The 1,774-nt window shown below is 74.0% G+C and carries 1 protein-coding gene; it reads right to left on the bottom strand.

The genetic code is table 11. The features are described from left to right. Positions 1-1,774, bottom strand: a 1,774-nt coding sequence (locus tag AB0D10_RS46275; RefSeq protein WP_360269132.1) for an APC family permease, incomplete at both ends; no start/stop codon positions are given.

Raw genomic sequence — 1,774 nt, 5'->3', positions numbered from 1 at the left:
ACATCCGCATCCGCAGCCGGCAGACCACCGCGTCGGTGTGCCGGCGCAGGGCGCGGTCGATCACCGCGCCGCGCCGGTTCTGCAGCACCCGCTGCCACCAGTGGGCCGGCTCCACCTCGGGGATCAGCACGGTCAACCGGTCGTAGGCGTGCTCCGCCCCGAGCTCGTTGACGAAGGCGGCGATCGGCTGCCCCAGCCGGCGGTGGTCGTCCGGAACCTCCACCAGCGGCACGCCCGGCTGCCACAGCTCCCAGTCCCGGCGCAGCGCCTCGGCCGCGGCCGGCTCGTGCACCACGGTGACCGCCATGACCTCGTCGCCGAGCGAGAGCGCCGCCGACAGGCCGTCCCGGGTGAGCCGGGTGATCGCCGTCACCGGGACGACGACCAGGCTGCGCTGCCGGGTCACCGGGCCGGGCACCCGGCCGAGCTCCAGGCGTTCGCCGATCCGGCCGTAGCTGCGGTGGATCGCCTCGAACAGCACCACCAGCAGCGGCAGGGCCACCGCGATGCCCCAGGCGCCCTCGGTGAACTTGGTGCCGGTGACGACCAGTGCGGCGACGCCGGTGAGCAGCGCGCCGAAGCCGTTCAGCGCGGCCTTCCGGTGCCAGCCGGCCGGCCGGTGCAGGTACCAGTGCCGGACCATGCCGACCTGGCAGATCGTGAAACCGACGAAGACGCCGATCGAGAACAGCGGCACCAGGCTGTTGACGTCCCCGCCGGAGCCGACCAGCAGCGCCGCCGACACCACGGCGAGGAACAGCACGCCGTACCGGTACACCTGGCGATCGGCGCGCAGTGCGAACACGTGCGGGAGGTGGTTGTCCCGGGCGAGCAGGTCCATCAGCACCGGCAGCCCGCCGAAGGAGGTGTTGGCGGCCAGTCCGAGCAGGACCACGGTGGCGAACTGGACGACGTAGAAGCCCGCGCCGTGGCCGAGCGAGGCGTCCGCGAGCTGGGCGAGCACGGTGACGCCCTCGACCGGCTGGAGGTGGAAGCGCCCGATCAGCACGGCCAGTCCGACCAGCATCACGCCGAGCAGCGCGCCGAGCGCCATCTCGGTGTGCTGGGCCCGCTTCACCCGGGGAGTGCGGAAGGAGGGGACGGCGTTGGCCACCGCCTCCACGCCGGTCAGTGCGGAACAGCCGGCCGCGAACGCCCTGAGCAGCAGCAGCGCGCCGACGGCGGTGGCGTTCCCGGCGAGCACCGAGGCGTGGCCTTCGGCGGCCGCGGTGCTCGCCGGGCCGTCCCGGAACAGGCCGACCACGACGATCGCCAGGATCGACAGCACGAACACGGCCGTCGGCACCATGAACCAGCGCGCCGACTCGGCGATCCCCCGCAGGTTCACCCCCGTGACCAGGACGAGCACACCCAGGCAGAGCCAGACCCGCTGGTCGTACAGGCCCGGTACGGCGGAGGTCAGCGCGGCCACGCCGGCGGTGACCGAGACCGCCACGTTCAGGACGTAGTCGACCACCAGAGAGGCCGCCGCGGTCAGCGCCGCCCGGCGGCCCAGGTGCTGCCTGGCGACCGCGTAGGCGCCGCCGCCGTCCGGGAACGCCGCGATCACCTGCCGGTACGAGGCCACCAGCACCGCCAGCAGGACCGCGATCGCCGCGGTGACCGGCAGCGTGAAGCCCAGCCCGTACCCGCCCGCCGCGGCCAGCACCAGCACGATCGACTCCGGCCCGTACGCCACCGAGGCCATCGCGTCCAGCGAGAGCGCCGCCAACCCGCCCGGGACGCTCAACCGGTGCCGCTCCTCGCCCGCACC

The sequence above is a fragment of the Kitasatospora sp. NPDC048545 genome, assembly GCF_040651155.1.
Lineage (GTDB): Bacteria > Actinomycetota > Actinomycetes > Streptomycetales > Streptomycetaceae > Kitasatospora.
Note: the sequence above shows the minus strand (reverse complement) of the source record. Positions and strands in the feature narration are given on the sequence as shown.